Genomic DNA, 26342 nt, shown 5'->3' on the forward strand with positions numbered 1-26342 from the left:
TAACATTATATCAGGTCAATAACCTGAATTTTATTTTCCTTTTGCACCTGAACGATCATCTCAAGTAAGATTAAAAGTGTCCAAAATCCGATAGTTAATTGGCATGAAATAATGAGCGCTGTAATAACATTGCAGATTAATATACTTTTTAATATAAAACCACTTTTCAATAAACTCCAAATCCTAATATGCAAAATAATCATGCAAGTTAAACCAACCAGGCCTGTCTGAAGCCAGAAACTTAATACTGTGTTATGTACATCGCCATAATGATGTACGGAACTCATCAAAATGTTTTTAGTCTCAACTGAACCATACCCAAAAAGAGGATTCTTACCAATGCTTTCTAGTGATGCAATCCAATGTGCAAATCTTAATTTATTGCTTCCATCGTTATAAGACGATTCAAATAACCTGGACTCAACTACATTCGGAAGTGCAAACAATGATATTATACAAATAAAAAATAAAACAATTAAACTTGCATAAATTTTTAATATTGTTTTTTCCGTAACTTTTTTAAATTTAATAAGGTAATAATACATAACACAAAGTATTCCAACTACAAGTGCAATCAATGCTGCTCTTGATCCTGTTAATAATGTGCCGAAACAGATTACCAATGTTGTAATTGCATAATAAAATTTCTTATTCCTATCAACTGGCATTAACCATCTCTTTAATGAAAAAAGTGCAGGCACTATGATATATGCGGCCAAATAGTTTGGATCAATTGCTTCATTATTGCTAAATTTGATGGTATACCTAAATGATGTATCCATCCCATACGTATGTCTAATAATAATAATCATTAGAGCTAAGATCACTGCTGAATGTATATATGCAGTAATAAATTTATAGATGTCATTAGAATTATATTTCTTTAATGTCAAGACAAAATACAAGCAAATATACAATAAATAGCTCAAGAAATAGCCTCTATCAATTTCTAAAGAAGTCAATAAATTTACTAAAATGAAATTCATTGCAAAAGAAATAATCACAATATGATTAAAACTAAGTATTATTTTTTGTTTTCTCGCCAAAATCGATAACAACGTAGCGACAATTGCCAGTAAAAAAATCTGATAATAATCAGCAATCATTAAAGCATTGTGATTGTTTGTGAACATAAAAAGTAAAGCAATAGAATACAAAAAAGTTGTGATTGACTGTTTTTTACTGTTTGTCTTTATTATTTCATTCATTTTTCACTCCGTAATGGTACCTAATCTTTAAAGCAAACGATGTAATTATTTCCAATAATTTAGGATGAAGTACACTTATAGTAATTAGCAACTTCCTATTCAATGCAATATTTGAATTTATAAGTAATATATAATTTCTTCTGATATTTTTAACGCAATTCTTTACGAATTTTCTCTTATCTATCGTTTTGTCAATTCCAAAGACATAACCTTTCATGAGCAAGGAAAAATAGGAGCGAGCAAACTTTATTTTGGCTAATTTACCCAATTCAGTATCATCATTAGTAAGATTACACAACTCTTGGCATGCATCAAATAAATCATAATCTCTATTTGTCAATTTATTGTTTGTGATGCTACCTGGATTTCTAAAATAGAAATACATTTTTTGGTTACTTCTAACGACTTTCGTTGAATTTATAAGCAACAAGTAATTTGTCACGATATCTTCGTTAATTTTACCTTCTGGAAATCGTATTCCCTCAAAAACTTCCCTTTTAAATAGCCTTACACAAACTGAATACTGCGCTTCAAGAAAATAATCACTCAATCTTGATTTTCCCGATAAAATAGTCTCCTTTGGAGGATTATTTTTCAAGAGTGTTTCTCGATCTGTAGAATATTCGCAAACCTGAGCAATATCAGCATTGCTATCCTTTATTATTTTGTATAAATACTCATACATATTCTGCGAAATCCAGTCATCGCTATCCACAAAACCGATGTACTTTCCCCTCGCAACTTCAATTCCAGCATTCCTTGCAGATGAGAGGCCTCCATTCGCCTTATGAATCACTGTTATACGAGAATCGCGTCCTGCAATCTCATCACATATATTACCGCTAAGATCTGTTGAACCATCATTCACGATAACGATTTCTATATTTTGAAAATTTTGATTGATTACTGAAGTTAAGCATCTGTGTAAATATTTTTCTACGTTATATACGGGTATAATTACACTTATGTCAGGCTTCATACTTCACCCAATTTCTTGCGATTCCAACTAGAGTTCCAAATCCATATGACAAATGAAGTAATAAAAAAAGAATTGGCAATAAAAGATGGCTCATACGGAACTTATTGTTAGAAATTATTGCTACACATGTCATTGCAACGTTAGTAAATCCGTATAATATCCATAATAGGATTGATAAATGCGGTTGTTTAAATATACTTAAAATTCCAGTACATCCAATTGAGAGAACAAAAAGCATTGGTACAAAGTGATAGACAGAGAAGCATTTCATGCATATTTTTAAGGTTTTTCCAATCCAGTACCCGTTCAGATATTTTTGTAGCAGCATCTTCTTCAATGTGTTTCTTGTAAGTTGATAAGATATAATAGAAGGATCAAAACGAATTTTATACCCTGCCTTTCTCATTCTATAGTGCATCTCATTGTCTTCCGTACGAACAAGTGCTTCGTTGTATGCACCAACCTGATTAAATACGTTTTTTTTATATGCCCCGTGAAATACCGATTTCACATATTTATTTTCGCTGTTTCTTCTATAGGAAGCTATACTGCTGCCAAACATCGAGCTTTCAGCAAGAAGAAGTGTCTCTTTCCAGGGATCTTGTTGATCGATAATATTAGGTCGATAACCTCCGCAGATATCTTCCCCACTTTCAATACACTTTACATTTTGTGAAATAAAGTTTATTGGTATTCTTGAATGAGCATCAACTCTTATTATCAATGTGTTTGTTACACTAGAAAGGGCTACATTCCAACCAGAAGGTAATATTTGTCGGGGGTTGTCAAGAACAATTACTTTTGAAAATCCATTGTTTTCTTCAGAAAAGATTTGCATTATCTTTTTTGTATCATCTGATGATCTACCATCTATTAGAATAACTTCAATGAGATTATGGGGATAATCTTGTATTGATAAATCTTTTAATACATTATGGATCGTAGTTTCTTCATTTCGGGCTATTATGATAAATGAAACTGTCGTCATCTCTATTCCCTCGCTTGACTCCTTATTACTTGATTACAGCTAAAACAGTTTTAAGCAATATTGCAAAATCATTCACAAAATTGATTTTCTTCGTACTCTCCAAATTGTATTTCATTTTTTCAGGCAACACTATTTCTACATAAACTTTATCTATATTCACGGCATCTTTTAGATACTTTTCCTCGTCTTTATATTGAATGCTCGCTTCAGATGTTACGCCTGCAGGAAGTAAAAGTGTAGCCAGCATTTCTTCATTATACATATTCACATATTTTTCAACTTCCGGACGAGTTCCCACAAACGTCATATCACCTAATAAAATATTAATTAATTGAGGAATCTCATCTAATCTATAACCTCTTAGTTTTGCCCCAATTCTTGTCACCCTGGAGTCATTAAACTGGGTAATTTGACTTCCTATATTTTCAGCATTCCTAAACATAGTCCTAAACTTAAATATCATAAATTTTCTTCCATACTGTGTGATCCTAACCTGCCGAAAGAAAATAGGCCCTTCCGAATCCAATCTAATCAAGATACAGATGACTAAAAAAATAGGAAATAGCACAACCAGCAGTATAGCCGAAAATACGATATCGAATATTCGTTTACTGATTAGACTATATTTCTTTCTAGTGAGCGAGTCATAGTAAGGTTTAACGCTTGAATTTCTAAAGTGAAGAGGAATATCATTCCATTCTTTCATAATCATATTCGTAATTTCCCTCTATTACGAGAATAGTTTAAAACCAATGTTTAGGTTTTCTAATATCTCTTTCAAATTTTCAATAACATATGCCACATCTTCATCACTCAGTAAAGTATGCAACGGCAGCGATATTTCGTTGCTATACACTTCATACGCATTTGGGAAATCAGTTATCATAAACCCTAAATTCTTATATGCTGTCAACATTGGTAACGGCTTGTAATGGACATTACAGACAATCCCAACTAAAGCCATTCTAATAATGATTTCATTTCTCTCTATTTCACCAATTCCGGGAATCCTCGCTAAATAAAGATGTCCTGAAGAGGCAAAGTCATTACCATAATGCTCTATACTTTGAATTCCTATTGATGATAGTGCTTTATCATACATTTGAATAATCACTTTACGTCTTTTCAACATAGTTTCATATCTTGATAACTGAGTCAAACCAATTGCAGCTGTAATATCAGTCATATTACATTTGTAAGCTGGATAGATAATGTCATATTCCCATGCACCTTTTTGTGTTTTTGCCAAGGCATCTTTAGACTGGCCATGAATACTATATAGCATAAACTGCTTGTAAAGCCATTCCTCATCTAATCCAAGATCATCCCTCCAAACCACTGCACCACCTTCAGCTGTGGTTACATTTTTAACTGCATGGAAAGAAAAACAAGTAAAGTCTGCAACCTGCCCACATTTCTTTTCTTTCCTTTCAGCGCCAAAAGCATGGGCTGCATCTGCCATTACGATTACTCTATTAAATATCGCTTGAAGTTCATTGTTTGATTTAAAAAGTTCTTTCTTACTTTCAACAGCTTCATAGATTGCATCGTAATCACACATCTTCCCCGCTATATCAACAGGGATTATTACCTTTGTTTTTTCTGTAATAACATCAGCAAGTTTTGAATAGTCTATTTCAAAAGAATCAGGAACTGTATCAACCAATACAATTTTAGCCCCAACATGATTTATTATTGAAGCAGATGCTGTATAAGTATATGCTGAAGTAATAACCTCGTCACCAGGGCCAATCCCTAATATACGAAGAGTAAGTTCCATCGCGGCTGTTGCAGAATTTAAGCAAACGGCTCTATTTGTACCCACATACTTAGCTATTTCCGTTTCAAACACTTTTGTTCTTGGTCCAGTTGTAATCCAACCAGATTTCAGTACTTTTATTACTTCTTCAATTTCCGCATCTGTAATATCTGGCGGAGAGAATGGTATATTTCTCACTTTTATATCAATCAATTTAATTTTCCTCACTTAATTTTATTTTACACTTAACTGGTTCTTCGAAGTAAATGAAAGTCGAGTTTTAGATATCACACCACATTTTGAACAAATTTATCCCACATGATGGAAATACTCGCAATTAAGCGACTTCTTTAATCTGCTTATTTCTTTATTAATTCGTTCTAAGGCTAACCTGTTCATTGTAAAACACCAAATATATGATATTTTTTTATTTTTCAATATGATTGGATAAAAAAAGAATAAAAGGCATTTGATACCCACACTACTAACAGTTAAATATATTTTATTTTTATTTCTTGTTCCATAAATTTCTAAAGATACTCTAATAAACTGCGTCTTAAATCTTCACGATGTAATATAAATTCGATCGTTGTCTTAATAAAACCCATTACCCCCAGAGATAGCATCAGTTAACTGAATTTCACCACCAGCCTCGGATTTTGATTATCTAGATTTCCAATAATCTTTGGACTAAGAATATATCGTCTCATTATTACAATATTTGATGTGGCCTCTTTTTTAGGAGTTTCTCCACTGAGTTATTTACACTGTTCAGCCTGCCATGAATTTCCTTTCATCGACAATACCACATCTATAAACTTCTCCTCAGTAATTCACTGTACATCGATAATCGATGATTTGTAGTAATCATAATGTCCATTAATCTGTTTCAATCAAGGTTTTACCGCTTGTACGATAACATCACCGAGCAATACAGCAAAAGGCTCATTTCCAATAAATTTCCTCGCGACTATATAGCATGACTAATCCTTTGCTTCCTTTTGTCAAATTTAATAAATTTCAACCATTTCGGATGATTTTTGAACTTCATTTAGAAGTTCAAGTTTTCCTTATTCCAACTGATTATGTTCAAGTTCAAAAGAATTACTGAAGTGTTCTGCAATTGTCTTTCCCTTTACTAGATACTATCCCAGATTCCACTACTTCTTTTACAATATATTAAATGGTAGGTTTATCCACTACAGGTAACCTGTGTAGTATAGAAACTACTGTAAAGATCATTTATCCCACACTACTAAAACTCGGTACCAAATGCTTCACAGCATCGTGAACTTCCCCTTTTTTCTCAGCGATTACTTGTTCCAATCGCAAGATTTCCAGAGCAAGCTCTCTCTGACTAATTTTCACCGGACTGCCTACAAAGATCCGATCATGCGTTGTATTTCCAAGCCTTTCTTCACTTAGGAGCAGCTCTTCGTAAAGCTTCTCTCCTGGACGAATCCCAGAGAAGTTAATTTCGATCTCAACACCTGGTTCAAAACCAGACAGACGAATAAGGTCAGTTGCTAGATCAATGATTTTAACAGGATCACCCATATCTAAAATGAAAATTTCACCACCCTTAGCGAAGGCACCAGCTTGGATAACAAGCTGTACTGCTTCAGGAATAGTCATAAAATAGCGCACCATTTCAGGATGGGTAACGGTTACAGGTCCGCCTAGAGCAATTTGCTCTTTGAAATGCGGTATAACACTACCGCGACTCCCAAGCACATTTCCGAATCGTACTGCTACGAATTTCGTTTGACTTACCAGGTCTAAGCTTTGAATGATTTGTTCAGCAATTCGTTTCGTAGCCCCCATTATGCTAGTAGGGTTAACAGCTTTATCCGTTGAAATAAGGACGAATCTCTCGGCATTGAATTGGTGAGCACATTCTGCAACATTTCTAGTTCCGAATACGTTATTCTTAATAGCTTCCTCAGGATTGCGCTCCATAAGTGGAACATGTTTATGGGCAGCTGCATGGAAAATGACCTTAGGCTGAAAAGATTTAAAAACTTCTTTCATCCGATCTATATCCTGGACATCTGCGATTACTGGCTCTATTTTCAAAGTAGGATATAGTCTATGTATTTCTTTCTCGATCCCATAGATACTGTTCTCACCGTGACCCAGCAGAATTAACTTGCTTGGATGAAATTGCGCAATTTGTCTGCACAGCTCTGAACCAATCGATCCTCCTGCACCAGTAACAAGAACGACTTTATCTTGGACATAATTAGCAATACCCTCTAGGTCGATGTTAATTGGGTCCCTGCCTAACAGATCCTCGACTTGGACGTCTCTAATCGCATTTATTGTTACTTTACCTTCAATCAAGTCATTTATTTTAGGAATAATCTTCATTTTGGCTTTGGTATGCTTACAAATCGCGATAATTTCAGACACTTCTATTTTAGAAACGGAAGGCATCGCAATAATAATTTCGTCAATTTCATTTGTTTCCACGATTTGAACAACTGCATTACGGTCACCAAGAACAGGGACGCCCATGATCAAATGCTTAAACTTGGAAGGATCATCATCAACAAATGCAACAGGGTACACAGGAGAATTCGAATTAAATTTCAGTTCTTTGGCTATTAGAATACCGCAATCACCAGCACCAATAATTAAGGCTTTCCGTTGATCAGTTTTCTTCTTATAATACTTATCTCTAATTACTCTCCAAATAAAACGACTTGCTCCAATAATGAGAATCATGTTCTCCATTACTCGGACGTAGATCGAGAATGGCACTCTGTGGTCATGCATTAAGATCATATAGAGATAAGACGTTGTACAGGTGACTAGAACTGCTTTGACAATCGAGATCCCTTCACCAATACTAGCGTATTCCCACACACGCCGATACAATTTAAAATAGAACAAACTGGCTGATCCTATTATCATAGATACAATCGCATATTCATAGAATTGTATCTTATAGGATTGTGGGATATGCAAGTCAAACCTTAATAGATAGGCAATAACAACACTTAGCCAAATCAAAATCATATCGAATAGAACAAGTATCGTCTTTCTGCTGCCAAATTTCACCGGAATCCCCCGCTAGTCATTTATCTTACTGACTCTCACCATAATAATAATAGTAGTAGGCATCTTTATTTTTACGATCTACATTGTTTAGAACAACCCCGAGTATTCTAGCTCGCACGTTTTCCAGGTTTTGCTTTGCTTTGAGCACTACATCTCTCTTCGTCTTGTCTGAATTAACAACAAGTATAACGCCATCTGAGCGGGTAGCTATGATCTGAGCATCAGTTACGGCAATTGCCGGAGGAGCATCGATAAGAATAATATCAAATTGCTGCTTTAACTCATCGAGTACACTCAACATTTTTTTGGAAGAAAGAATTTCTGATGGGTTAGGTGGAATCGGTCCCGAAGTGATAATTTGCAAATTGGGAACACTTGAGACCTGCAATACATCAGTAATAGTGAGTTGATTCGTTAATAGATTAGTTAGACCCAAGCGATTAGATACTTGTAAAGCATGATGCATAGTAGGTTTTCGAAGATCCCCATCTATAACCAAAACTTTCTTGTCCGTTTGTGCATAGGCGACTGCAAGGTTGATCAACGTCGTTGACTTCCCTTCCCCAGGTCCTGCCGAAGTCACCATAATAACTCTCAACTCTTCATCGATTGAAGAAAATTGAATGTTCGTTCTCAACGTCCGATATGCCTCAGAAATTGGTGATTTGGGATTCTGATGTGTAATAATTGGTCTCTTATTGACTGAGTTTAACATGTGATTGTTCCCCTACCCTTTGTTCTTTCTGTTGCTTGCTATGATGTTGAAAATCTTCTGGCTTCATTTTCATAATCATGGTTAAGGTTGGTAAACCTAAGTACTGCTCGACTTCTTCTTCCGTCTTTAATTTATCATTCAAATATTCCAACAAGAAAGCAATTCCCAATGCAATTATGAGAGACACAACGAAACTGATAGCAACGTTTAAATTTTTATTCGGTTTAACGGGTACTGGGAGTTCGATATTCTTCGCCTCATTCAACAAGGAGATATTATCCACTTTCATAATCTTCGGGATCTCGCTTTGGAATACTAAGGACACAGCATTCACAATGCTCGCTGCTCGCTCATATGAGGGATCTTGAACAATCAGGGTCATAACTTGTGTATTGTTAACCGAGCTAACTTTGACCGCATTGACTAATTGCTCGGCACTAATTTTCAATTCTGGGTAATCGGCAACAACTTTATCCATAATTCTCGGCGTCTTAATGATTTCTTTGTAAGTGTCAATTAGTCGGATATTGAAGTTAATCGATTCGGTATCAACTTTACTTACGCCCACTTGGTCATTTGATTTATTTACAATTAATTTCGTTGAAGCTTCATACACTGGCTGAATAAAAAAGTAACTGATAATTCCTGTTGTTACTGTCGCCAGTACAACTATTGCAATTATCATCCACATCCTTTTTTGTAAAATTTTCAAGTAATCCTTTAACTCAAGTTCCATTACTTTCCCTCCGTAGCTATGATGTCGAGTATCGTCATCGATTGTTTAATTGGTCATCTTAGACAATACAAGGAATCCCCCCCTTTATGAAGAGAGGAGGATTCCTCCTAATAAAAATCTATTCTTATTTATTCAATAAACGATAAATCACAACAGCAGCTTGAGCGCGAGTGGAGTTAGCATTAGGATTGAATAGATTGCCTTCTTCTCCAACGATAATACCTTCGTTTGCTGCGAGAGCAACACCATTTTTCAATGAAGAATTAATTGCATCTACATCTTTGAAGCCTTTAAGAACATCGTCAATTTTACTTACTTCAAGGGATGCACCTTTAAGTGCCAATGCTCTTGAAGACATAACCGCCATCTCAGCACGTGTAATTTGTCCATTCGGATCAAATTCGTCATCGGATTTCCCGTTAACGATTCCGCTTTTCACAGCTGCTGCTACATAGGATTTGAACCAATCCGAATCATTGACGTCGCTGAAGCTTTCTGTTGCACTCGCATTTTCCAAATTAAAAGTTTTCACAATCAATTTAGCAAATTCAGCGCGTGTTACTAATCCATTCGGTTCGAAGGCTTGATCAGCGCGACCTTCAAGAATACCTTTCGCCGCTGCTACTTCGATCTGTCTTCCAGCCCATGCTTTAACAGAAGCTGTATCACCGAAGGATACTTTATTTTCAACAACAGTGTAAGTTGAGAAGGAGTTACGCACTCCATTCAGCACACCACCTTCGAATTTACCACCGTAGAATTCTAGTTTCCCGTCAACGATTTTGGCAAGTGTAAGTAACTCTGTATCGAAGTTTTTGCCGTTAGGAACTGGGATGCTTACTTCAACAGGAGTATTGAAGCTTTCAACTTTGTTACCGCCCGAAGTGAACTCGAATTCATATACCCCTGATGCTACAGCAAGTGTAGTTACACTAGTAGCAACTGTTGCATCTTGACTTGTTACTTTAAGCGTTGTGTCAGCACCAAACTCAGCTGGATCTACAGCAAGTGTAAGACCATTTAATCCAACTGCAACTTTGTCAACGCCAGCGGCAACTGCAGCAGCAAGCAAATCTTTAGGGAATGGAATTTCTGTTGATTTGGCGCTAATTGTGCCAAAATTAAGTGTAAGTGTAACTGGATTGGTTTTAGCATTTGGATTCAATGCTGTTAATTTATCATTTAGTAATTTAGCCTGTGCTGCAATATCTTTCACTTTGCTAACTAATCCAGCAACATCTAGCTTCGGTTTAGCAGTTCCGTTCTCTACAGTAACTAATGAAGCAAGATTCAGGGTAGACAGTTTTTCAATTGCTGCATTGACTTTCTCTTGAGCTTCTTTGAGAATTGCTTCTTTTTTCTCTGCAGATGCTCCAGCGATGTCTTTGAAAAGATCTGTAATTTCTGAGATTGCTTTGTCTGCATCACTTTGAGCGCCGCCGCCACCGCCGCCACCACCGCCAATAACTGGGGTTGTTGTTTCCTCTGTAAACGTCACTGGGCTGGAAATGTATAGAAGTAGTCCGAATTTGTTGTCACGCGCTTGAATAATACCTGACCCCGTAGTTGATCCACTGTTAAGTGATAATACACCATTAGTCAAGTTCACATTTGTTTCACTTTGTAAAGTCCAAGTAACATAGCTATTGATGGATTGTGTGAAAACTTTAAGTCCTGGTTGTAGATAAGTCGCTGTACTAGATACTGGTGCTGGCTGAATGTCTCCTGCAAGCAGGTATCTTACTCCAGCAGATTCCAGAGCTGCTCTAGCAGCTATTGCTTTTACACCAGCTGGTGCGTTTACTCGTGCAATTTCATTAGCTACATTGTTTTGAAAAGCATTCAGATCGCCTAAGGTGATGCCATAGAGATTTAGGAAATTGCTAATCAAAAGATCTGGATTCGTCTTATCAACAGGTTGATTCAACACTTTATTCGTCACGATATTATTTACTGCGTCCTTGATAACTTGTGAATTGCTGCCATCGCTTAGAAATGCAGCAGCGATACTAATTTTAAGCGCTGTTTTGCTATCCGCATGTTGCAAGGCTGCAAGAGCAGCTTGTTGGAAATCATTCACTCTTTGTTTAGTCAACCCTTGCGGATCATTAATTCCAGGTAAACCAACATTTAGAAACAAATCATTAATGACAGTTCTATTAGCAGGTTCGTTAATTAAAGCATCAATCGTTGCACCTGACTCGTCATAGAACAAGTCTAATCCATTGAAAAGTGTAAATACTGGATTTAAATCAATTGTAGCAGGTGATTTAGCATTTAACTTGGTCCAAATATTCCCTAGAAGCTCTATTTTCTTAGCTGAATTAAATGTTGGTGTATCCGTATTAGTCTTAATATAATCTCTAGTCGCTCTTACATCAGCAATTCCTTGTGTATCTCTTGCAAGTTCGGTGCGTAGGCCATTCAATTGATCTTGAACAGTTGCTGCAGATGCCACTCCAGCTGTAACGCCTAGTTTGCTAGCCAAACCTTTCTCGCTTAATGGAAGTCCTGCAATGGATGCAAACAGCATGCTTGCTGCTAGCGTTGTTACGGTTAATTTCTTTTTCATCGTCATGCTAACTTTCACCTCTTCAAATTAGTTGTATTGCTTTATTAAGATTTCCAAAACTGAAACCATTTCGGCTTCATCCAAACAGGTGATTGCGTTTCAATAGATAGATTATGTATGACCCTGTTGGCATTGTTTTGAAAGGTACTCACATATGGATCGCCTAGCTCATTTCGCAAAGCATCATAGGCTTCGGAAAGAGCGAACCCTCTATTCGTCGTGTTGTGTGCATCTGACGATACAAAGTGGGCGAGGTTACTCCTACACAAATCCAACGTAAATGACTGAATGGATTTACCAAAATGGCCTAACAACGAATGAGCTGTTACTTGTGTCAGCGCCCCGAGTTGCACTAGCTCGAGTAGTTTCGTCGGATTGTCGACGATCTCACGATTACGCTCAGGATGCGCAATAATCGGCACAAGCTTCATTAGTTGCAATTCATACACAATCTCATTCATACCTTTAGATATTTGGTCAGATGGGAATTCGAGTAGTATGTAACGAGAACCACCTAAGGTGGTTGAACGTTGTGCTTCCAGGTCTTCAATTAAATCCCGGTACACTCGAATCTCTTGACCAGCATGTATGTGTAGAGGGATATTTCTTCTATTTAGTTCCTCTTGAAACGCTTTAACCTGCAGTTCTACGCTGCTTGCGTCATTCGTAAATCTACCATTCTCATGATGCGGGGTGGCTATAACCGTATGTATACCCTGTTCCACAGCTTCCCTTGCCATATGAACAGCTTGGTCCAAATCAGATGCCCCATCATCTAAATCTGGTAGTATATGACTATGTATTTCAATCATAGTAAACCCCAATCCTTAGGACTAGCTCGTACCATTCGACATAAAAATAGGATTAATGGCATATTTCTGCATGAAAGTCTTACGAAAGTATAGCATATTTGTAAATTGTTGCCTACCCAAAAAACCTAGGAAAGTAAATCCACCACGCTATTCTTATATAATATTTATCAAAAATACATATTTGTAAAATATCCGAATTTTTCATGAAATTCGAGCTTTAGTCACATTTCATATTATAAATATATATTCAGCAACATCTTTTTACTTAGTTCGACAAAAACCGATAAAGATTCCTCTTATTTTCGACATCATCCAACAAATACCAAAAACGTTGAATTTTCTGTAAACTTAAGTTTACAAATCTCTGAAGTGTTTCTCATAAAAAATAAGCCTCTTCCCAATTTTTTTTACAAAAGAGGCATTTCATATGGATATCATCCCAATTATTTCTTGAATTTCATCAAATCGCACAGTCCTACGAAGAAAATAACAATGGTTGTCAGTACGATTAGTCTGAAATCCCAAGCATTCGGAAACTCATTCATGGTGGTATCTGTCGCACGGAGAATGAGAACAAAAAACAATAAAACCAAATCAAAAAACATGCAATAAGCCATTCTTGCTGATAGTTTGTGGAGTGGGAGTTTGTCCATCATTTTGCCAAATCCAAATAAATCACTCCACTTCCCGGTTTCAGACTTCGACTTCTGGGGGGTATTGTCTTTATCTTCGTGTTTATCAGCGATCGGCTTTGGCTCGGTTGACATTCTCCTTGCCAACTCCTTGCATTGATTCGACTGCATCCTGCCACATCAGTACGGCCCCTATGAAGCTTACACCAGCAATGAAAATCCCCCCCAAAGGTGACAAAAGCGTTGCCTCCCATGTCAAGATGATAGCTAGAATACTTACAACGATTAAAATACACGCGCCTGTTATTTTCATTGTGTTCCCTGCCATGATCTTCTACACCTCCTCTATTATGAAGCTAAAGTAGTATATGAGAGATTAATAGATTACGTGTTAGGCGACAATCGGCACCCCTTGCACGGAGAAAAAGACCTAAGGGGTCGTCACCCACTCAGGTCTTTGGCTTCAATCCTATCAGCCTATCTGTTCAATAAGCTTCCGACATACCGCAGTAATTCATTGGCACAAACCGGGCAATATCCATGCTCGTCGATGAGCTGTTTCGAAACGTCGTTAATTTTCTTCAGCTGCTTCTCATCCGGTGTTTTCGTTGAGGTTGTAATCTTCACGATGTCCTTCAAATCAGCGAATAGCTTCTTCTCAATCGCTTCACGCAGCCGTTCGTGACTGCTGTAGTCAAATTTTCTACCTTTGCGTGAGTAGGAAGAGATGCGAATCAGTATTTCTTCGCGGAATGCTTTTTTCGCATTTTCCGAAATACCAATCTGCTCTTCAATGGAACGCATGAGGCGCTCATCCGGATCCATCTCCTCGCCGGTTAATGGATCTTTAATTTTACCCCAGTTGCAATAGGCTTCAATATTATCCAAGTAGTTGTCAAAAATAGTTCTAGCCGACTCCTCAAAGGAGTAGACGAACGCTTTCTGCACTTCCTTCTTGGCAATATCGTCGTATTCCTTACGAGCAACGGAGATGAAATTGAGGAAGCGCTCCCTCTCATCCTTGGTAATTGATGGATGCTGATCTAGCCCATCCTTCAATGCACGCAGCACATCTAAGGCATTAATACATTGGAGATCCTGGCGGATCAAGGCACTTGAAATTCGGTTAATGACATACCGCGGATCAATTCCGCTCATGCCTTCTTCTTGATATTCATTTTGCATTTCCTTCAGATCCGCCTCTTTGTAACCCTCGACAACTTCACCGTCGTACATACGCATTTTCTTGATCAAATCCATCCCTTGCTTCTTCGTTTCCTTCAATCGTGTGAGAATCGAGAAGATTGCGGCCACACGAAGCGCATGCGGTGCAATATGGATGTGTGACATATCGCTCTGTCCGATAAGCTTGGTGTAAATTTTTTCTTCATCGGATACACGCAAATTATAAGGTATCGGCATAACAATCATCCGAGACTGCAAGGCCTCATTTTTCTTATTCGCGATAAAAGACTTATACTCCGTTTCATTCGTATGCGCGACGATTAACTCATCAGCACTGATGAGAGCGAAGCGACCTGCTTTGAAATTCCCCTCTTGTGTCAGTGAGAGTAGATTCCAGAGGAATTTCTCATCACATTTCAGCATTTCCTGGAACTCCATGATCCCCCTGTTCGCCTTATTCAACTCGCCATCGAAGCGATACGCCCGCGGATCCGATTCAGATCCAAACTCTGTAATCGTTGAAAAGTCGATGCTTCCCGTTAGGTCTGCGATATCCTGCGATTTGGGATCTGAAGGACTGAAGGTACCAATCCCCACCCGGCCTTCTTCGGAGACAAAAACACGCTCCACATGCACATCTTCAATGCAACCGTTATACTCCGTTTTCAGACGCATTTGGCACGATGGACATAAGCTGCCTTCGATTTTCACATTCAACTCGCGCTCGATCTCTGGTCGCAGCTCCATCGGAATTAAATGCAGCGGCTCTTCGTGCATTGGACACCCTTTGATCGCGTAGACAGCCCCTAAATCCGTCTTGGCAAACTGCTCTAATCCTCGCTTCAGCATGGTCACAATTGTGGATTTCCCACCGCTTACAGGACCCATTAGCAACAAAATACGTTTACGAACATCCAATCGACGGGCGGCGGAATGGAAGTATTCTTCCACCAGCTTCTCAACGGCACGATCTAGACCGAAAATCTCTTGGTTGAAAAATTTGTAGGACTTGTGGCCACTCTGATCGTTAATCCCCTGGGAAGCAATCATGTCATAGACCCTTGAATGCGCAGTTCTCGCGAGTCCAGGATTACTGCGAAGCAATTCTATGTACTCCGCGAACGTACCGGTCCAGCTCAATGAATCCTTCTCCGTACGATGCTCTGAAATTCTTTTGAATATGTCCATGGGTACCTCCTTTCACTGCTGCCTTTAATGGCAATAGGTCAGCTCGTGATGGTGAATTGTGTACTACAATCCTATGCACCCAAGAGGGATAACTTGCCCGAAATTTTTAATTGTCACGGAATTCTCTCAGATCAATTTTGAAAATGGAAATGACTAGGAATCGGGGTCAATGTTCCCTATTTTCTGAAAATCTCATACTTGTAGCCCGCTTCAACACGAAATTCGACAACTGTATGATCCCTGTTCACAGGGATGTCTCCACCTTCACAGCGCACCAGAACGGCTTCGCGAGTACGGACTCTGCATATTCCAGACTCGGCTGCATGGATAACCGCTTCCGATAATTGGCCATCGGACCACGTAAGATCAATTACATATCCATTGCGCCCTCTCAAGCCGCTCACAGCCCCCTGTGGCCATGCAGAAGGAAGAGCTGGCAGCAAGGATAACTCACCCGCATGTGACTGCAGCAGCATCTCCACGATAGCAGCTGTTGCCCCGAAATTACCGTCAATCTGAAAAGGAGGATGCGCATCAAACAGGTTGGGATATGTTGATTTCCGCAACATGTGGCTCAGATGCGCATGCGACTGTTCGCCATCTTCAAGTCTCGCATACATATTGACGATCCACGCGCTGCTCCAGCCCGTATGCCCGCCTCCGTTTGCTAATCTGCGCTGAAGGGTCGCCGCAGCGGCAGCAGCCAATTCCGGCGTGCGGTGCGGGCTTATTTGCGTGCCTGGGTGCAGAGCAAACAACTGTGAAATATGACGATGACCAGGATCCTCTTCCGCGTAATCCTCCAACCATTCCATGATCTGACCGTGTCTGCCAATCTGAGGCTTAGGCAGCCGCTCTAGCATCGCTGCGAGCTGTCCCCTCAGCTCACCATCCACCTGCAGCTGATCGCAGCTCTGGATACATGCAGTGAACAACTCATGGATGATCTGGGAATCCATAGCTGGTCCCATGGTCAATGCCCCTTTATTTCCATCTGCCAATATGTATAGATTTTCTGGGGAAACAGAGGGACCGCTCACAAGCTGACCATTCGGTGATTCCACCAAATAGTCTACGAAGAATGCCGCTGCTTCCTTCAAGATCGGATAGGCTCTCCCCCGTAGAAAATCCTTATCTGCCGTAAACAGAAATTGTTCCCACAGATGTAAGCTCAACCATGCCGCTCCCATTGGCCAAATTACACAAGTCGGAAACAAACCTTCGGGTCTTGTTTCTCCCCATAGGTTCGTATTATGGTGAGCGACAAAACCGGAGCATCCATACAGCTCCCTTGCGGTTTGCCGACCGCTCACTTGCATGCGTTCAATATGATCAAATAATGGCTCATGACACTCGGATAGTCCGCATACTTCCGCTGGCCAATAATTCATTTGCGTGTTGATATTAATCGTGTATTTGGACTCCCATGGCGGTGTGAAGCTGTCGTTCCAGATCCCCTGAAGATTCGCTGGCAAGCAGCCTGGGCGGGAGCTGGCGATCAGCAAGTACCTGCCGTAGTGAAAGTAAAGCTCTGTCAATCCAATATCCACATTCGCATGTGACTCTTGCACACGCTTTAATCGCGCATCGGTTGCCAAATCATCTAACGGATCTTGTTTGGTCAATTGCAGACTCACCCGATTGTACAAGGTTTGATAATCATGGATATGCCTGCTCTCCAACTCTTCCGCATTAAACGGCTCCGCAGCCGCGATATGCTGCTGGCATGCAGCTAATGGATCCGACTCTCGAAATGTACTCGCTGCGGCAAGCAGCAGCGTCACCGAACTAGCTCCTTCCACAGTCAGGAAATCCCCAATGACGGAGACAGAACCATCCTCTGCTTTCGCCTTCAACACACAGGCATATTCGACACCGTGCTTCCCGCATTCGCCGCTCATCCAGATGCTGTCAGCCGATAGTCTGCCTGTTTCCCCCTCGAAAGGCCTGCGGTTGAGGTTCGCCGAGAAGTTCAGCTGCCCAGGCTGATCACATGTAAGCCGCATGATGATCACTTGATCGGGATAGCTGGCATACATCACACGATGGTAGGTAACTCCGTCTACCTTATAGCTCGTACGAGCAACAGCAGATTTGATATCCAATTCTCGGCGATACGCTTCCACTTCACCCTTTTGACCATGAAAATAAAGCCTCAGATCTCCCAAAGGCTGATACGGATTATAATATTTAGGCGTGGAAAAAAGGGCCAATCGCGTTAACCGCGTAGCCTCCTCCACCTTCCCATCAAATAAAAGCTCCCGAATTTGTTCCAAATAACGGGGCCCATCAGGGTTCAGTCCATCCTTAGGACCTCCGTACCAGATAGAATCTTCATTGAGCTGAATTCGCTCCTCCTGTACGTGACCGAAGATCATTCCGCCCAACCGACCATTCCCGATCGGAAGTGCCTCCACCCACACCTTAGCAGGCTGCACATACCACAATTTCTCACGATTGTTCAAGAATACGCCCCCTATCCAACATATGGTTTATCACCTTGTTTAGGTGATGCTGGCATCACCATGATCATTTTCGTTCCCTGTTCAGCCACACTTTCAATCCGCAGTCCATAGCTCTCGCCATAGACCATTTGAATACGTCGATGGACGTTAAGCACGCCAATGCCACCCTTTTTGCCCGCTTCATCTGTTTCCATATCTGCCAGTCGATTGGCACTCAATTTCTCTTGGAGCTGTGTTAATTTGGCCTCCGTCATTCCTGAACCATTATCCTCAACGCTGATCCAGAAAATATCGTCGACGATGCCTCCGTCAATACGAACGAAGTGATAATCTTCCAAACCGTCTGGGAATGCGTGTTGGAACACATTTTCGACTAAAGGCTGGAGGGTCAAACGAACCATGACATGAAGCAAATATTCCGGCTTTATCGCCACATCAATCTCGAATTCGCGGCCAATTCTGTGCTTCAGAACAACAATATAATACAAAACATGCTTCAATTCGTTAGCAACGGTAATCTCCTCGAGATTGGTTTGAACTGAGTAGCGCAGCATGTAAGCCAACGCCTTTACAATTTCCGATATCTCCTCGGATTCTTGGATCGTGGCATAGCAAACAATCGTCTCGAGTGTGTTGTACATAAAATGAGGATTAATCTGCAACTGCAAGGATTGAAACTCCGCTTGCTGACGCTCCATACGAATCTCAGAGTTGCTGATTTCAACCTGAACGACACGGTCAACAGCTTCGGATAGCCGATTAACCATCAAATTGTAGCGCACCATGAGCTCCACGATCTCATCCTTGTGAGGGGGTAACGGAATTGTCGCCCAATTCCCTTTCTCTGTCTCTCTCATCCCGTTTTTTAACACTTGGATAGGCTTCGTAATCGACTTACCGAATCGGTAGGCAAGTAAAATCGCCAGCACCAACGTAAACAAACCAACGATTAACGTTGTCGAACGAATGTTCGCCAATGGTTTGCGCAGCTCACGCAGCGGCATAGATACGACAAGCTGCCAATCCGAATAATCGGACTTCCGGCTCACATACATGCGCTCGTCACCTTCACTTGTATCGACGAAGGAAGAATGTCCTGCCTTTTCCAGCTTGTCTACAAATGCTTTTGGCACATCAGCTCCGAGTTTTTGGCCATCCGGGTGATACACATATCGTCCTTTGTTATCGATGATAAACAAGTAGCCGTATTTGCCTAGATCAATCCCCTTCCATAACGCAGATAAATCAGCAGAGCGCATCTCAATGGCGAGAATGCCACTCAATTCAGGCGAGGTAAAACCGCGAAAACGGCGAACCAACGTAAGCATTTGATTCTCTTGACCTTCAATGATCGTATGGTTCAAAATACTTAATTTCCCATTAGCTGCAGTATTGGCGAGAAAATATTCACGCTGCTTCCGTTTATCCTCTGTATTAAAAGATGGCTCACTCACACCGTTATAGTAGTAGACTGCATTCAGTTGATCGCTGATCACATAGACGGAAGCCAACTTCGGATTACGAATAAATAACGGATCGACACTCATTTCGAGAATCGTTTTGCGAGCAATGTAATAGTCATATTCCTCACGATCGGCCTTCAGATCGATAAACTCCATAACCTGCCTATTCGTCAAGAGAGAGACAATGGAGCGTTCATAATCTTTCAAATACAAATCTGTATGATGAACCGCATTGCCGACGATTTGGTTCATCTGGTTCTCCACCATTTCGGCTAACTCACCAGAAGAAGTCATGTAGGAGAAGATGCCGACACTACTAAGTGAAAGGATAATAACAATCAAGAAATAAACGAATATTTTCTTCGTTAACCCTCTAATTTTCATTTGATCCCCAGTCCTGCACGATATTCAGAAGGGGATACGCCGACAATTTTTTTGAACGTTTTGGTAAAATGCGGGTAATCGTCGTACCCTACATCTGCAGCGACATCCACGATTCGAACATAAGGAATGGCTAGCATTTCCTTCGCCTTCATCATTCTTTTGTTAATCCGGTACTGGACGAAGGTCTCATGTGTGACTTTTTTAAAAAGCGAGCTGAAATACGTCGGAGTCAATCCGACCATAGCAGCAACTTGATCTAACGTAATGTCTTCCGATAATCGACTGTCAATATAACTCTTGGCCTCTTCCATCGGGTCTTTAAAGCTCCCGCTTCGAACAGCTTGCAATCCCTTGGCCATTTGAATTAATCCCCTATTAAACATATCTAAAGCTTCCTTCACACTATCTGCCTGCAGATAGGCTTGCGTTATGGAAGGTGAGTAGTTGCGCGCTTGGAACCGTTTGACTAGCAGGGCATGGCAATCATCTAATAGTTCTTTAAGCCCAGCCAACGAGAGATGCACGGAGAGACAATAATCACGCCAACGGTCGATTAAGCTGCCTAACTCCTCCATTTGCAAAGCCCATATTTGCTGCTCCATCTGATCAATCCACTCAATATAGCGCGATGGCGGCATGTAGCCGCGGGAAGGCTCTTTGATTAACTGATTCAGCATGTCATGGACATCCGCTGTCGTGACGGGTTTCAACATATAATGACGAACACCATAATTGACACTTTTTTGCGCATATTCAAAATCACTGTATCCGGATATCACAACCGTTTTGATTTGCGGGAATTCCTCATGAATGATTCTACAGAGCTCTAATCCGTCCATTTTCGGCATACGAACGTCTACCAACACAAGATCAGGCTCACAGGCACGAATTCGTTCCAATGCATCCACGCCATTCTCGGCAGTCTGAATTCGTGAGAATGCAGGTTGGTACATTTCCGCCATCTTCACGATGCCTCTGCGTATGACAGGCTCATCATCTACAATCAATACATGCATGTCCAGACCTCCTTGCCTCTCCCAGAATCAATATCCAATTATGATAACTCACAGTGTTCGGTTCTTCAACGGAATGAACTACAAATGCGTTTGTGCGAAGCGCCACGTGACAGCACTGTAGGCTTGAGGCTTATCTGTCGGTCCAGTAAGCTGACCAGCGTAGGAGCCATCTGCATGTTGGGTGACTGTCGCTTTCCACAAACCGCATAAACCTGTTTCATAGTCAAACGTTTCCCCATCATCGTCATAGACATTCCCTTCACCTGCTGCATCACCAAAATGAATAATCTCAAGCGGGACTTGTGTACCAAGAGGCGGAACATGCGACAGCGCTGGCATCATCGGAATGACAGAGCCATTGCGAACAAACACCGGAATACGTTCCAAACCGCATTGAATCCGAATGATACATCCACCTTCGTATCGTTCACCAGTCTCTAATCCATACCAGATTCCTGATGGAAGTAGGACTTCTCGCTCAGACTCCCCTTCGACAAGCGGGGCTACTAACAAGGCATCACCAACCATGTACTGGTCATCCCATTCTCTCACTTTCTTCTTGCCATACGCGCCATCTGTCGTGTTCAAGGTTTGCGCAGCAACTTCGTTTGCCATCGCCTCAGCTGCCGCGATCTCAGATGGTGACATCACGAATGGCATGGCGCGGAAAGGAGGGATCCCTTTCTCTCGGTAAGCCGCGAATGCCGTGTACAAATAAGGCAGCAGTCTCATCCGCAGCTTGATATAGTGGCGAACCGTGTCCTCAACCTCTGGGAAGGACCACGGCTTCGTGCCATCTCCCCAAGCATTGAGCATCGCGAGTGGCGAGAAACATACCGTTTGCATCCGTCTAACCCAGTCCTCGGCATTCCTAGCTCTTCGCACTTCCGGCGTCCACAGCAGACCGCTGAACGAGGCATTACATACACCACGAATAAATTGCTTATGATCATACAGATCCGAATACAAGACATAAGGCATGGAAGAAGCACCGGTATTTGAAGCCCTAACAAGCCCGTAAGTACGCCGATTTTTGCTGCGGAATAGCTCCGTCGTCATCTTTTGAAACATGAGCCCATACATTTGTCTCATTTGCTCACCATCTAGACCTGATGGAAACTGAGCATGTGCTGGAAACATCCAAGAGTTGTTGGTCAAATCACTGCCATCACATTCATCCAGCTTGTAACCGGATACCCCGATATTCACATGCTGTTCTTCATGCTGTTTCTTATAAAGTCCCACAGCTTCAGGCAGTGAATAATCAGGAGCAAGCCCTCCCCATACCGAGTGACTCCCCGATCGCGGCTTCAATTCCTCGTACATCGCACTCTTCGGTGAGACAAAGGGATGCTCCCATAGGTTCACGCGAAAGCCTTTAACGTTTAGCTCCTTCACGAATTGTTCAGGTTCAGGGAAGCGACTCTTCTCCCATTCATAGCTGACCGGGTAACTCTGGCTATGCCAACCAGGTTCGAGACCAATCACATCACAAGGCATATCGTGCTGACGGAATTGCTCCGCTTCTTGGAGCACTTGCTGGTCGGTATACAGCGTTGGAACCCGATGCCAGAAGCCAAGTCCCCACTTCGGAGGCAAGGTGCCTCCACCGCAAAATAAATTATATCTAGCCACCACATCCGAGAGGGTTGGTCCGCCAAACAGATACACATCTGCACCTTCACTAGGAATCTTGATCTCTACGCGCGATGAGACTAAGGTCGCTTTCCATCCCTTATCGGTGTTACGATCACGTATATCCTCGCTTAACGTTTCCTCTTGTTTCACGGTCGAACCGCAATACATGGTAACGATTCGCGAAGTATCCACCAACACACCATACCCCTGATCGCTTATGTAGAAAGGCACGGGTGCATGCGTCTCCCCTGTATCCTGCTTAGGATCACTGTTTACCCGCAAATAACGGTTTCTTCCGCGTTGATTCATTCTTAATAATTGCAGACCTGTCCCATAAAGCTTTTCTGTACGATTAAGCGGTATTGATAGAATGTGATAGTCACCTAGATCCTCAATTTCGATGCTTTCTCTTGAAAAAGGAGGAGTCACCTGCGGCAGCTGTTCTAGTGCCTCTGTTTTCGGTACTACGCCCATCAATGAGAGCGGCGTCAACCCCTGCGGACCTCCTATCGTAAGGCGCCATACACCTGGAGCCGACTGCTGCCAATTCGTTGTCTGCATGCTAATTCCCCATTCCTTTATAGTGTTGGAACCTCAATGGACACCGTTCTGCCGAACGCATTCGCCAGCTTCGTGTAATGAACCAGTGCTTGGGTTTTCAAGTAATCCCTGCCGCTTGTTTCCGCTTCGCGTCCCTCACGGAATGCTGCTAGAAATTCAGCCAATGTATCGGTTTCATCGACACCGCTTAGATCATCAACGACTGTGACTTTGCCGTCCCGAATGAGACGGATTTCTTTATTGACGACTTCGATAGCGCCATTGGTTCCTTCGATTCGCCAATTGCCGCTCCATGGCGTCTCCGTCCCTCTTGCAGAGATGGATGCGTTGTAGGATACTGTGATGCCGCCTTCCATTTCATAGAAAGCATACGCATTGATAAGCGCTCCTTCCTCTTGCCAAGCGCCAATTGGATTGTACAGCTTCGATTGAACCGACTTCCCTTCTCTGCCGGTGAAATAGCGGATCATATCTACGTGATGCACCCCGATATCATCTAGAATACTAACGGTATATCTCCGCTCTACATGGTGGTACCTGTAGAACTGAATATCCATAGACGAGATACTGCCGATGACACCTTCGTCCAATAGCTGCTTCGTTTTGCGAATATAAGGCATCCTGCGGTAATTCTCTGCGATCATAAAAGGGAGCTTTTCCCTATCAGCTCGAGCTACGATCTCCACGGATTCCTCATAATCAAAGGAAATCGGCTTCTCGCACAACACCGCCAACTTATGGTCAAATGCTGCATGGTTTACGGCTGTATGCTTCATGGGTGACGTAACATTGACTAGAAAATCAGCCTGTTCATGCTGCAAAGCTTCTTCTAATGACGTATAGAAAGGGAACGGATCGTCCTTCATCTTTTCTTTCATCGTGATATCAACCTCAACAACGGCTGCTAATAATCCTTGATCTCTTAGACGTTTATACCAACTGAATCCAGCTGAACCTAGACCAACCAATATCGCTTTCATAAAAATACCCCCTTCAGATTCCATGGAATTTTAGTTGCCTTCATTATAGGAGATTATCTACCTGTGAAAAACGTACAAACTTACGACCGCATGTGTTTTTTTACGATTTCTAGATAGAAAAGACATCCCTCCGCCAATTACGCTGCGTAAGGATGCCGCTTTAGACAACTCTTTATTTCGTGTCAATCATAATCGCGCCTTGTTTCTTGTTCCAACGCTCCGTTGCTTCTTTAATGATTTCGGTGCCGCCTTTGGCTTTATACTCTTCGATGACTTTCGGCCAATCGGAAATCGGCTCTTTACCATAAATCATTTTGATCATGTGATCGACGATGATTTTCGGACCTACGTCTGGTTGCGGAGCTGCAAGATCCGGGAATTTAGCGAAGCTGCTCAAATCCGGATAGAACCCGATGCCAGGCAGACCTTCCTTCGAGAGAACCTCATCAAATGCTTTCAAAGTCGTTTTTCCATCCTCATTTAACTGCAATCTTGGTTTGTTGTAGGTAGAGTCATGAACCGCCCAAAGCGTCCCGCTGCGGAACCCTTCTTCATCAATATCTTCCTTGGTTATCGGGAATTTATAGTTAATCGCACCGCTGCTGTCCTTTGTATAGGTATCGCCTTCAATCCCAAAGGTAAAGAATGTCTCCGCATCTTTGGAAGTCATCATCCAATCGAACATTTTGATAATGCCGGCAGCCGTGTCTTGCTTCACATTTTTATTAATATAGAACGTTCGCACGACCGGCGAATAGAGGAAGTAACCGCCTTTGCCTTCTTCCCCCTTCGGAGATGGAATGATATCCGCTTTAAAGTCCGGGTTGAGCGCTCTTAGCTTAGTTTTGGAGCCAGGTAAACCAGAAGCATTCTGCGACCAGATCCCGGCTTTACCTGCGTCTAGGCTTTTGTTGTAATCCGTAGCTGAAATGGTAGCGAATTCTTTCGGAATCAAGCCTTCCTCATACATCGTTTTATAAGCAGTAAGGGCTTTCTGTACATTCTCTGAATCGAAGAACTTCGGAACCACTTGACCGTCCACGAGTTCAAATTGATCCTTATACGGCAATACATCGTAAGCGCCTAGAAGGACGTCAGCATACTTGAAGTTTTCCCTCATTTGATAAGGACTCTCAACGCCTAGCTTCTTAAAGGCACGCAGAACATTCAGAAACTCCTCTACCGTTTTGGGCGCTTGAAGCCCTGTTTTAGCTAGCAAATCGGTACGAATGTAAGTCGCACGGCGCGAAGGATTGCTCAAATATTCGGGAATACCATAGATCTTGCCATTGTACGAAACACTCTCCCAAGCTGCTTTGGGTACATTTTTCATCAAATTGGGTCCATATTGCTTCAACAGATCATCCAGCGGCATGAACACACCGTTCTCAACCGAACCGGACATCGACTTACTGCCTGGGCCACCGATACTGCCGACAACATCGGGAATATCGTTACTTGCGAACATCACTCCGAATTTGGCATCCTCTACAACCCGGACATCCAAATCCGTATTAGTTAATTCCTCCAACTTCAAGACCCACTTGTCCTTGTTTAAATCAGGAATTCGGGTGTGGTACCCTGTGCTGACCGTCGTTGGAAAAAGCAATGAGAACTTGACCGGCGCTGCCTTTACGTTACCTGATGGCTGTGGTGAAGCCGTGCCAGCTACTTTACCATCTGAAGAACACGCAGTTAATGCGGCAGCCGCCATCATGACGGCTAGGCTAAGACCGATTGTTTTTTTCATTGAAAACCCCTTCTTTCTTATGATCTTGTAAGCGATTCCAGCTTGCTGTGTTAATCATAACGATTCGTTTCTGATTTCTGAATGTATAAATTTAAGACGCTATGTGATTTTATACGATATTTGTGCGCTAGCGTGCGATCGCCGACCGGGATACTTACCTTGCGCACATTTTTTGTGCGCTAGCGTGTGATCGGCGCCGGGATACTTACCTTGCGCACATTAGTTGTGCGCTAGCGTGTGATCGGCGC

19 protein-coding genes are annotated in these 26342 nt (G+C 41.6%); all 19 read right to left on the reverse strand.

The window, feature by feature from the left end:
- Positions 1-5: 5 nt before the first annotated feature.
- The 19 genes from ASG89_RS31775 to ASG89_RS31865 all read right to left on the reverse strand — a co-directional run bounded on the left by ASG89_RS31775 (position 6) and on the right by ASG89_RS31865 (position 26094).
- Positions 6-1208 carry an O-antigen ligase family protein gene (locus ASG89_RS31775; RefSeq protein ID WP_057315349.1) on the reverse strand — a complete coding sequence of 401 codons (1203 nt, stop codon included), beginning with the start codon at positions 1206-1208 and terminating at the stop codon, positions 6-8.
- Positions 1201-2187 (reverse strand): glycosyltransferase family 2 protein, encoded by a 987-nt coding sequence (locus ASG89_RS31780; RefSeq protein ID WP_057315350.1) that lies wholly within the window; start codon positions 2185-2187, stop codon positions 1201-1203. The genes ASG89_RS31775 and ASG89_RS31780 overlap by 8 nt, the downstream gene beginning before the upstream one ends.
- On the reverse strand, positions 2177-3175 hold the full coding sequence (locus ASG89_RS31785; protein WP_057315351.1) for a glycosyltransferase family 2 protein: 999 nt from the start codon (positions 3173-3175) through the stop codon (positions 2177-2179). Before ASG89_RS31785 ends, ASG89_RS31780 begins: the two co-directional genes overlap by 11 nt.
- 25 nt (positions 3176-3200) lie before the next feature.
- Positions 3201-3887 (reverse strand): sugar transferase, encoded by a 687-nt coding sequence (locus tag ASG89_RS31790; protein ID WP_200963590.1) that lies wholly within the window; start codon positions 3885-3887, stop codon positions 3201-3203.
- 18 nt (positions 3888-3905) lie between these two features.
- The gene (locus ASG89_RS31795) at positions 3906-5147 is read right to left on the reverse strand and encodes a DegT/DnrJ/EryC1/StrS family aminotransferase (RefSeq protein WP_057315352.1); all 1242 of its coding nucleotides are present in this window, start codon (positions 5145-5147) and stop codon (positions 3906-3908) included.
- A 1029-nt stretch (positions 5148-6176) separates the two neighbouring features.
- Positions 6177-7997 carry a polysaccharide biosynthesis protein gene (locus ASG89_RS31800; RefSeq protein WP_414813311.1) on the reverse strand — a complete coding sequence of 607 codons (1821 nt, stop codon included), beginning with the start codon at positions 7995-7997 and terminating at the stop codon, positions 6177-6179.
- 25 nt (positions 7998-8022) lie between these two features.
- The gene (locus ASG89_RS31805; RefSeq protein ID WP_057315353.1) at positions 8023-8712 is read right to left on the reverse strand and encodes a CpsD/CapB family tyrosine-protein kinase; all 690 of its coding nucleotides are present in this window, start codon (positions 8710-8712) and stop codon (positions 8023-8025) included.
- Positions 8693-9448 (reverse strand): YveK family protein, encoded by a 756-nt coding sequence (locus ASG89_RS31810; protein WP_057315354.1) that lies wholly within the window; start codon positions 9446-9448, stop codon positions 8693-8695. The genes ASG89_RS31805 and ASG89_RS31810 overlap by 20 nt, the downstream gene beginning before the upstream one ends.
- A 124-nt stretch (positions 9449-9572) precedes the next feature.
- On the reverse strand, positions 9573-12020 hold the full coding sequence (locus ASG89_RS31815; protein WP_162259751.1) for an S-layer homology domain-containing protein: 2448 nt from the start codon (positions 12018-12020) through the stop codon (positions 9573-9575).
- Positions 12021-12064: 44 nt separating this feature from the next.
- Positions 12065-12832, reverse strand: coding sequence for a tyrosine-protein phosphatase (locus tag ASG89_RS31820; protein WP_057315356.1), 768 nt, complete (start codon positions 12830-12832; stop codon positions 12065-12067).
- A 443-nt stretch (positions 12833-13275) separates the two neighbouring features.
- Positions 13276-13599 carry a hypothetical protein gene (locus tag ASG89_RS31825; RefSeq protein WP_057315357.1) on the reverse strand — a complete coding sequence of 108 codons (324 nt, stop codon included), beginning with the start codon at positions 13597-13599 and terminating at the stop codon, positions 13276-13278.
- Entirely contained in the window at positions 13571-13792 is a 222-nt protein-coding gene (locus ASG89_RS31830; RefSeq protein WP_057315358.1) for a hypothetical protein, read from the reverse strand. Before ASG89_RS31830 ends, ASG89_RS31825 begins: the two co-directional genes overlap by 29 nt.
- Positions 13793-13941: 149 nt before the next feature.
- A complete protein-coding gene (locus tag ASG89_RS31835; protein WP_057315359.1) occupies positions 13942-15837 on the reverse strand; it encodes a PrkA family serine protein kinase in 1896 nt (631 codons plus the stop codon).
- Positions 15838-16013: 176 nt separating this feature from the next.
- Complete coding sequence (locus ASG89_RS31840; RefSeq protein WP_157276886.1) at positions 16014-18302, reverse strand: glycosyl hydrolase family 95 catalytic domain-containing protein; 2289 nt, start codon at positions 18300-18302, stop codon at positions 16014-16016.
- Positions 18303-18313: 11 nt separating this feature from the next.
- Complete coding sequence (locus ASG89_RS31845; RefSeq protein WP_057315361.1) at positions 18314-20149, reverse strand: sensor histidine kinase; 1836 nt, start codon at positions 20147-20149, stop codon at positions 18314-18316.
- Positions 20146-21165 (reverse strand): response regulator, encoded by a 1020-nt coding sequence (locus tag ASG89_RS31850; protein ID WP_057315362.1) that lies wholly within the window; start codon positions 21163-21165, stop codon positions 20146-20148. The genes ASG89_RS31845 and ASG89_RS31850 overlap by 4 nt, the downstream gene beginning before the upstream one ends.
- Positions 21166-21243: 78 nt before the next feature.
- Complete coding sequence (locus ASG89_RS31855; protein ID WP_057315363.1) at positions 21244-23364, reverse strand: TIM-barrel domain-containing protein; 2121 nt, start codon at positions 23362-23364, stop codon at positions 21244-21246.
- A 17-nt stretch (positions 23365-23381) separates the two neighbouring features.
- Entirely contained in the window at positions 23382-24344 is a 963-nt protein-coding gene (locus ASG89_RS31860; protein WP_057315364.1) for a Gfo/Idh/MocA family protein, read from the reverse strand.
- Between the two features lie 172 nt (positions 24345-24516).
- The gene (locus tag ASG89_RS31865) at positions 24517-26094 is read right to left on the reverse strand and encodes an extracellular solute-binding protein (protein ID WP_057315365.1); all 1578 of its coding nucleotides are present in this window, start codon (positions 26092-26094) and stop codon (positions 24517-24519) included.
- Positions 26095-26342 lie beyond the last annotated feature (248 nt).

It is taken from the genome of Paenibacillus sp. Soil766, assembly GCF_001428105.1.
In the GTDB taxonomy this organism is placed as follows: Bacteria; Bacillota; Bacilli; order Paenibacillales; family NBRC-103111; genus Paenibacillus_E.

Bases quoted from the DNA above. Each gene is read 5' to 3' on its own strand.
- ASG89_RS31775 (WP_057315349.1), bottom strand. From the start codon at position 1,208: ATGAATGAAATAATAAAGACAAACAGTAAAAAACAGTCAATCACAACT.
- ASG89_RS31780 (WP_057315350.1), bottom strand. From the start codon at position 2,187: ATGAAGCCTGACATAAGTGTAATTATACCCGTATATAACGTAGAAAAA.
- ASG89_RS31785 (WP_057315351.1), bottom strand. From the start codon at position 3,175: ATGACGACAGTTTCATTTATCATAATAGCCCGAAATGAAGAAACTACG.
- ASG89_RS31790 (WP_200963590.1), bottom strand. From the start codon at position 3,887: ATGATTATGAAAGAATGGAATGATATTCCTCTTCACTTTAGAAATTCA.
- ASG89_RS31805 (WP_057315353.1), bottom strand. From the start codon at position 8,712: ATGTTAAACTCAGTCAATAAGAGACCAATTATTACACATCAGAATCCC.
- ASG89_RS31810 (WP_057315354.1), bottom strand. From the start codon at position 9,448: ATGGAACTTGAGTTAAAGGATTACTTGAAAATTTTACAAAAAAGGATG.
- ASG89_RS31815 (WP_162259751.1), bottom strand. From the start codon at position 12,020: ATGAAAAAGAAATTAACCGTAACAACGCTAGCAGCAAGCATGCTGTTT.
- ASG89_RS31820 (WP_057315356.1), bottom strand. From the start codon at position 12,832: ATGATTGAAATACATAGTCATATACTACCAGATTTAGATGATGGGGCA.
- ASG89_RS31825 (WP_057315357.1), bottom strand. From the start codon at position 13,599: ATGTCAACCGAGCCAAAGCCGATCGCTGATAAACACGAAGATAAAGAC.
- ASG89_RS31830 (WP_057315358.1), bottom strand. From the start codon at position 13,792: ATGGCAGGGAACACAATGAAAATAACAGGCGCGTGTATTTTAATCGTT.
- ASG89_RS31835 (WP_057315359.1), bottom strand. From the start codon at position 15,837: ATGGACATATTCAAAAGAATTTCAGAGCATCGTACGGAGAAGGATTCA.
- ASG89_RS31845 (WP_057315361.1), bottom strand. From the start codon at position 20,149: ATGAAAATTAGAGGGTTAACGAAGAAAATATTCGTTTATTTCTTGATT.
- ASG89_RS31850 (WP_057315362.1), bottom strand. From the start codon at position 21,165: ATGCATGTATTGATTGTAGATGATGAGCCTGTCATACGCAGAGGCATC.
- ASG89_RS31855 (WP_057315363.1), bottom strand. From the start codon at position 23,364: ATGCAGACAACGAATTGGCAGCAGTCGGCTCCAGGTGTATGGCGCCTT.
- ASG89_RS31860 (WP_057315364.1), bottom strand. From the start codon at position 24,344: ATGAAAGCGATATTGGTTGGTCTAGGTTCAGCTGGATTCAGTTGGTAT.
- ASG89_RS31865 (WP_057315365.1), bottom strand. From the start codon at position 26,094: ATGAAAAAAACAATCGGTCTTAGCCTAGCCGTCATGATGGCGGCTGCC.